Origin of the sequence: Paracoccus sp. MC1854 (assembly GCF_014164635.1) — a bacterium.
Taxonomy (GTDB): domain Bacteria; phylum Pseudomonadota; class Alphaproteobacteria; order Rhodobacterales; family Rhodobacteraceae; genus Paracoccus.
Window position 1 is genome coordinate 20,744 of sequence record NZ_JACJFU010000034.1, and the last position, 6,430, is coordinate 27,173.

7 protein-coding genes are annotated in these 6,430 nt (G+C 64.7%); 4 read left to right on the forward strand and 3 right to left on the reverse strand.

Annotation, left to right across the window (positions count from 1 at the left end):
• The first annotated feature begins 819 nt into the window (after window positions 1-819).
• Window positions 820-1,398 carry a hypothetical protein gene (locus H5395_RS15425; RefSeq protein ID WP_182793450.1) on the forward strand — a complete coding sequence of 193 codons (579 nt, stop codon included), beginning with the start codon at window positions 820-822 and terminating at the stop codon, window positions 1,396-1,398.
• 39 nt (window positions 1,399-1,437) lie between these two features.
• Here the strand turns inward: H5395_RS15425 and lepA are convergent, their stop codons facing one another.
• Window positions 1,438-3,237: a translation elongation factor 4 gene (gene lepA / locus H5395_RS15430; protein WP_182793451.1), complete on the reverse strand. Its 1,800-nt coding sequence runs from the start codon at window positions 3,235-3,237 to the stop codon at window positions 1,438-1,440.
• A 51-nt stretch (window positions 3,238-3,288) separates the two neighbouring features.
• Window positions 3,289-4,194, reverse strand: a complete 906-nt coding sequence (locus tag H5395_RS15435) for a DMT family transporter (protein WP_182793452.1) — start codon at window positions 4,192-4,194, stop codon at window positions 3,289-3,291.
• A gap of 53 nt (window positions 4,195-4,247) precedes the next feature.
• Between H5395_RS15435 and H5395_RS15440 the strand changes: the two genes are divergently transcribed.
• Entirely contained in the window at window positions 4,248-4,436 is a 189-nt protein-coding gene (locus tag H5395_RS15440) for a heavy-metal-associated domain-containing protein (RefSeq protein ID WP_182793453.1), read from the forward strand.
• Here H5395_RS15440 and H5395_RS15445 read toward each other — a convergent pair.
• Window positions 4,412-5,119 carry an HAD family hydrolase gene (locus tag H5395_RS15445; protein ID WP_182793454.1) on the reverse strand — a complete coding sequence of 236 codons (708 nt, stop codon included), beginning with the start codon at window positions 5,117-5,119 and terminating at the stop codon, window positions 4,412-4,414. The genes H5395_RS15440 and H5395_RS15445 overlap by 25 nt on opposite strands.
• A gap of 192 nt (window positions 5,120-5,311) precedes the next feature.
• On the opposite strand from H5395_RS15445, the gene H5395_RS15450 reads away from it, so the two are divergent.
• Both H5395_RS15450 and H5395_RS15455 read left to right on the forward strand, forming a co-directional pair.
• Window positions 5,312-5,614: a hypothetical protein gene (locus H5395_RS15450; RefSeq protein ID WP_182793455.1), complete on the forward strand. Its 303-nt coding sequence runs from the start codon at window positions 5,312-5,314 to the stop codon at window positions 5,612-5,614.
• Window positions 5,611-6,288 (forward strand): NAD-dependent deacylase, encoded by a 678-nt coding sequence (locus tag H5395_RS15455; protein WP_182793456.1) that lies wholly within the window; start codon window positions 5,611-5,613, stop codon window positions 6,286-6,288. The genes H5395_RS15450 and H5395_RS15455 overlap by 4 nt, the downstream gene beginning before the upstream one ends.
• Window positions 6,289-6,430: the final 142 nt, after the last annotated feature.

Sequence of the window (6,430 nt, forward strand, 5' to 3'; positions counted from 1 at the left end):
GGCCTGGCTCCGGTCGTTCAGACGAGAGTGCGAGGGGTTGCCTCGCGGGTCAAGTGGGCGGTGGCAACGGTTTCTCAAGCGGGTGTGCGTCAGGATGCCGCCATGTCGTCCTTGGCTGCGGCCGCGCATTGCAGCAGTTCCGATCTTCTTCACTGTCGCGCTTGCGCAGCGCAGAGGCTGGCTTCTGGTCGATGAGATGAAGCGGCTGCGAGCGGCCGCGCGAGAGACCCGGGCCGAGCGGCCTTTCTTGATCGAAGCAGGGGTGTGCTGCCGGACCATCTGCGTTGCATCTGGCGGCTGTCGGAGGGAGACGCGGATTATTCGGTGCGCTGGGGTGCGATCAAGGCGCGGTTATCCCGCAACGTGAAGGCGGTGGGGTGGAACCCCACCTTACGGTCGGCCTGTAAGGCGGCTAAGGGAGAGGCGGGCGTGTGGCAGCGGCGGTTCTGAGAGCATCACATCCGCAACGAGGCGGATTTCGCGGCGCATCTGCGGTATTGTTGGTTCAATCCGGTGAAGCACGGGTTGGTCGCGCGGCCGCAGGATTGGGCATTCTCCTCGGTCCACCGCGAGATCGGTGGACCGCGATGGGAATGGGCCATCGGCGATCCGTAGGGTGCGTGGTTTCCACGCACCGTTACATAGCGGGATGGTGCGTGCTGAGCACGCACCCTACGCCCAGTGAAGTAGCGAGTAATGGACGTTAGTGAACTCCACAATAATTTTCTTCTTATTTTTATAGAATTGCATAAGAAGGCCACAGTTGCCAGATAACCACCACACCGCTATCATGTCGCATAGGTGTAATAGGAGACAACGATGGCCAGGCCTCGCTGCAGTATTTTGGTCGCAATCTTAACTTTATTGGCCGGAGGGGTTTCGGCTGCCCCATTTGGTATAAACTATGAAGCCGACACGCCAGAAAAGCTTGGATGCGAGTCGATTAAAAGCAATTTTTATCGCTGCAAGACATTGCCAGCGATGCATCCCGATATGGAATACTATGTTATTCAGTACGAGCCTACAGTAGGCTTCTGTATGATTAAGGGGGTTGGAATTAACATCTCAGATAATCGGTTCGGGTACAAAACCCAAGCCTTGACAGACAGAGTGGCTGACCAAGTCAAGAGAAAATACGGCACTCCTCAAAAATTAGATTATTTAAAGACTGGCTCTATATGGGATGAGCCTGAAGATTGGATGATGGGAATAAAAATTCAGGAAAGATCATATGCATACCTTTGGAGCCCAAGTCCTCCTATAGAAGGAATTGAGGGAATTATTGTGGGAGCTCACGCCCTAGATGCGGAAACAGGTTATGTAAATGTAGAGTTTCATACACCCAGGACAGACGAGTGTGATGCGGCTGCCGACTCAAGTGCTTCAGAGGCTTTCTGATTGCTGAATGGTGTTGGGGAGAATCAGTAGACTCTCCCCTCACCCATCCATCTTCAACGCCGAGATGAACGCGCTCTGCGGGATCTCCACCTTCCCGAACTGGCGCATCTTCTTCTTCCCGGCCTTCTGCTTCTCCAGCAGCTTCTTCTTCCGCGTGGCGTCGCCGCCATAGCACTTGGCGGTCACGTCCTTCCGCAGCGCCGCCAGCGTTTCCCGCGCGATGACCCTTCCGCCGATGGCCGCCTGGATCGGGATCTTGAACATGTGGCGGGGGATCAGCTCCTTCAGCTTTTCCACCATCGCGCGGCCGCGGGACTCGGCGCGGTCGCGGTGGACCATGATCGAGAGCGCATCCACCGGCTCGTCGTTCACCAGGATCGACATCTTGACCAAATAATCCTCGCGGTATTCCGAGATCTGGTAGTCGAAGCTGGCATAGCCCTTGGTCACCGACTTCAGCCGGTCGTAGAAGTCGAACACGACCTCGGCCAGCGGCAGGTCATAGACGACCATCGCGCGGGAACCGGCATAGGTCAGGTCAAGCTGGATGCCGCGGCGGTCCTGGCACAGCTTCAGCACGTCGCCCAGGTATTCGTCGGGGACCATGATCGTGGCCTTGATCCGCGGCTCCTCGATATGGTCGATCAGCATCGGGTCGGGCATGTCGGCGGGGTTGTGCAACTCGCGCACCTCGCCGTCCTTCATGTGCAGGCGGAAGACCACGCTGGGTGCCGTGGTGATGAGGTCGAGGTCGTACTCCCGCTCCAGCCGGTCGCGAATGACCTCGAGGTGCAGCAGCCCCAGGAAGCCGCAGCGGAAGCCGAAGCCGAGGGCGGCCGAGGTCTCCATCTCGTAGCTGAAACTGGCGTCGTTCAGCGCCAGCTTCTCGATCGCGTCGCGCAGGGCGTCGAAGTCGGCGGCATCGACCGGGAACAACCCGCAGAAGACCACGGGCTGCGCGGGCTTGAAGCCGGGCAGCGGGCTGTCGGTGCCCTTGCGTTCATGCGTGATGGTGTCGCCGACGCGGGTGTCGCGGACCTGCTTGATGGATGCGGTGAAGACGCCGATCTCGCCGGGGCCGAGTTCGGGTATGTCGACCATGCGCGGGGTCAGGACGGCCAGCTTGTCGATGCCGTAGACGGCCCCGGTCTGCATCATGCGGACGCGGTCGCCCTTGCGGATCACGCCGTCCATGACGCGGATCATCACCACGACGCCCAGATAGGCATCATACCACGAATCCACCAGCATCGCCTTCAACGGCGCATCCTGCTTTCCCTTGGGCGCGGGCAGGCGCGCGACGATGGCCTCCAGCACGTCGGGAATCCCGAGGCCGGTTTTCGCGGAAATCAGCACCGCGTCCGAGGCGTCGATGCCGATCACGTCCTCGATCTGTTCCTTGACCCGGTCGGGTTCCGCCGCCGGCAGGTCGATCTTGTTCAGCACCGGCACGATCTCGTGCCCCGCGTCGATCGCCTGATAGACGTTGGCCAGCGTCTGCGCCTCGACCCCCTGCGTCGCGTCCACCACCAGCAGCGACCCCTCGACCGCCCGCATGGACCGCGAGACCTCATAGGCGAAGTCCACATGGCCGGGGGTGTCGATCAGGTTCAGAACATAGGTTTGCCCGTCCTTGGCCGGATAGCTGATGCGGACGGTGTTGGCCTTGATGGTGATGCCGCGTTCGCGCTCGATGTCCATGCTGTCGAGCATCTGCTCCTTCATGTCGCGGTCGGCGACGGTGCCGGTCGACTGGATCAGCCGGTCGGCGAGCGTGGATTTGCCGTGGTCGATATGGGCCACGATCGAGAAGTTGCGGATGAGATCAAGCTGGGTCATGCGCGGCTAATACAGGGGCGCCGGGCCTGCGGGAAGGGGGAACGCGAGGCGTCAGCGCGGACGATTGCGCACCAGTTCGCGCCACATGGCGAAGCCGCCGGACCCCACGATCAGCGCCGCGCCCGCAAGGGTCAGCGCGTCGGGCCGCTCGCCGAAGACCGCGACGGCGATCATCAGCGCAAAGAGCAGCCGGACATAGCGCAGCGGCGCGATCAGCGAGGCCTCGCCCGCGCGAGTCGCGGCGACCATCATCGCATAGCCGAGGACGCCGAAGGTGATGCAGCCGAGAAACCACAGCGCCTCGCCCGCGCCGGGCAGCATCAGCGGCGTCCCCATCCCCCAGGCCAGCAGCAGCCCCGCCGGGATCAGCGATCCGAAGGCCGAGGCGGACAACTGGTGCGAGGGCACATCCGCCGGCATCCGCCGCGTGGCGAGGTCGCGCAGCGCAAGGCCCGCGACCCCGATCAGAGCCAGCCCCGATTCCGGCTGGAAGCCCGAGGCGCCGGGGCGGATGATCAGCAGCACGCCCGCGAAGCCTACGAGAATCGCGGTCCAGCGCCGCCAGCCGACCTTCTCGCCCAGAAACAGCGCGCCGCCCATGACCAGCGCCAGCGGCAGCGCCTGCAGGATCGCCGAGGCCGAGGACAGGTCCGTCAGCGCCAAGGCCGAGGTGAAGCCCATCGAGCCGACCGCTTCCCCGAGGTTGCGCAGCAGCACCGGCCGCAGCAGCAGGTGCCGCGTCCACATCCGGCCGCCGTTGCGCGCCAGCACCGCCCAGAAGATGCCCAGCCCCAGCACCCCCAGTGTTGCCAGAACCTGCCCGACGGGAAGCCGCATGGTCAGGGTCTTGATCGCGGCATCCTCGACCGCGAACATCGCCATCGAGCCGACCATGAAGCCTGCCGCGCGCAGGTTGGCGGCGTGAGAAGAGCGAAGCGTGTCACGGGTGGCGGTCATGCCACCGGCGATGCTAGACTCCCCGCGTCTCGTCAAGCACGAAGGGTCACGCCATGAAGTTCCACGTCGAGGACATGGGCTGCGGCCACTGCACCGCCGCCATCGAAAGCGCCATCGCCAGCGCCGGGGGCAAGGCCCGCGCCGACTTGGACGACAGGACGGTGACGGTCGAGGGCATCGGCAGCGCAAGGGCGGCCGAGCTGATCAAGGAAGCGGGCTACACCGCCATCCCGGTCGAATAGCCCTCGATCCGCCGCACCAGCGCGGGAAGGTCGGCCAGGCTGTCCACGCGATGGAAGCGGGGGCTTTCCGGCGGCTCGGCATGTTCATGCACCCAGCCGAGCCTTGCAGGGACCAGCACCCCGCGCCCGCCGATCTCGATCACCGGCAGCACGTCCGAGCGCATCGAGTTGCCGACCATCAGGAACTCCTCCGGTTCAAGCCGGTGCCGCTGCAACACGCGGGCATAAGCCTGCGGAGTCTTGTCCTGCACGATCTCGATCCCCTCGAACAGCGGCGCAAGCCCCGAGGCCGCCACTTTCCGTTCCTGGTCCAGCACGTCGCCCTTGGTGATCAGGATCAGCCGGTGGTCGCGCAGGTCCGCCAGAACATCGCGCACATGGTCCAGCAGGTGCACGGGATGGCGCAGCATGTCCTGCCCCAGCCGCAGCAGCCGCGCGACCACAGGTCCCGGCAGGTCGTTTCCGGTCAGGTCCAGCGCGGTCTGGATCATCGACAGGGTGAAGCTCTTTATGCCGTAGCCGTAGATTTCGAGATTGGCGACCTGCACGTCGTGCAGGTGGGCGCGGATCACGTCCGGGTCCCCGTGGCCTTTCAGCAGGCTCACGAAATCATCCTGGGTCAGGTGAAAGAACGCCTCGTTCTCCCACAACGTGTCGTCCGCGTCGAAACCGATGGTCAGCATGGGCGGGGCCTAGCACCCTGCCGGGGCAAGGGAAAGCCAAGGCCTTGGCCGGCCAGTTTGCCACAGTCCGCCCGCGTCGGATTTGTTGCCGCAAGACTGAACGGGTGGTATCTTCGTCCTTGTCCGCAACCATCGGCGGAAACAAAGCACGACTGCCGCGAAAGGCAGCGCCAACGGACGAGGAGACACCGGATGAAGAAACCCATCATCGCCCTTGCGGCTGTCCTGCTGACCACCCCCTTTGCCGAGGCCGGGCCGATCGACAACGCCTGCCTGCGATCCGACCGCGGCGCCCGCAGCGGAGCGCTGTGCGGCTGCATCCAGCAGGTTGCCGACCAGACCCTGTCGCGCGCCGACCAGCGCCGCGCCGCCGGCTTCTTCCGCAACGCCCAGGCGGCGCAGGACGTGCGGATGTCCAGGCGGGCCGCCGACAACCAGTTCTGGGACCGCTACAAGAGCTTCGCCGCGACCGCCGAACGCTACTGCGCAAGGTGAGGATCGTCGTCCTGACAGGCGCAGGCCTGTCGGCGGAAAGCGGACTTGCGACCTTCCGCGATGCGGACGGGCTGTGGGAACAGCACCGGGTCGAGGACGTGGCAACCCCGCAGGCCTTCCGCCGCGACCCCGCGCTGGTCCTGCGCTTCTACGACGGGCGCCGGGCAGGGGCGGCCACGGCCCGGCCCAATGCGGCGCATGAGGCGCTGGCGCGGCTGAGCCGAGCCCCTGGCGTGACACTGATCACCCAGAATGTCGATTCGCTGCTGGACCGCGCGGGCGCGCGGGACGTGATCCACATGCATGGGCGGCTCGATTCGGCCCTCTGCGCCGCCTGCGGCCACCGCTGGGCCGCGCCCACCGTGATGCCGGTCGGCACGGCCTGCCCGGATTGCGGCAGGCCCACGGCGCGGCCCGACATCGTCTGGTTCGGCGAGATGCCCTATCACATGGAGCGGATCGACGCGGCGCTGTCGCAGGCAGACCTGTTCGCGGCCATCGGCACCTCGGGCAATGTCTATCCGGCGGCGGGTTTCGTGGACGTGGCGGGCATGACGGGCGCGGAAACGGTTGAGCTTAACCTTGCCGCCACTGCACCCGGCCGCTTCGACCGGGTGATCGAGGGACCGGCAAGCCGCACGGTCCCTGAATGGGTCGCCTCGCTGATCGGCTGACAAGGCCGGCCCGCCGGTTTTCCCGGCGCGCCCCTGTTCCTCACATCCCGTCGTAGAGGGGGAACCTTGCGCACAGCGCCTTGACCTCGCCTGCGACGCGGGCCTCGACCTCGGCATTGCCGCCCTCGCCGTTGGCGGCCAG

What these genes read in the sequence shown, in the direction of transcription:
- H5395_RS15450 (WP_182793455.1), top strand. Translation starts at nt 5,312, where the DNA reads ATGAAGAAACCCATCATCGCCCTTGCGGCTGTCCTGCTGACCACCCCC.
- lepA (WP_182793451.1), bottom strand. Translation starts at nt 3,237, where the DNA reads ATGACCCAGCTTGATCTCATCCGCAACTTCTCGATCGTGGCCCATATC.
- H5395_RS15440 (WP_182793453.1), top strand. Translation starts at nt 4,248, where the DNA reads ATGAAGTTCCACGTCGAGGACATGGGCTGCGGCCACTGCACCGCCGCC.
- H5395_RS15445 (WP_182793454.1), bottom strand. Translation starts at nt 5,119, where the DNA reads ATGCTGACCATCGGTTTCGACGCGGACGACACGTTGTGGGAGAACGAG.
- H5395_RS15425 (WP_182793450.1), top strand. Translation starts at nt 820, where the DNA reads ATGGCCAGGCCTCGCTGCAGTATTTTGGTCGCAATCTTAACTTTATTG.
- H5395_RS15435 (WP_182793452.1), bottom strand. Translation starts at nt 4,194, where the DNA reads ATGACCGCCACCCGTGACACGCTTCGCTCTTCTCACGCCGCCAACCTG.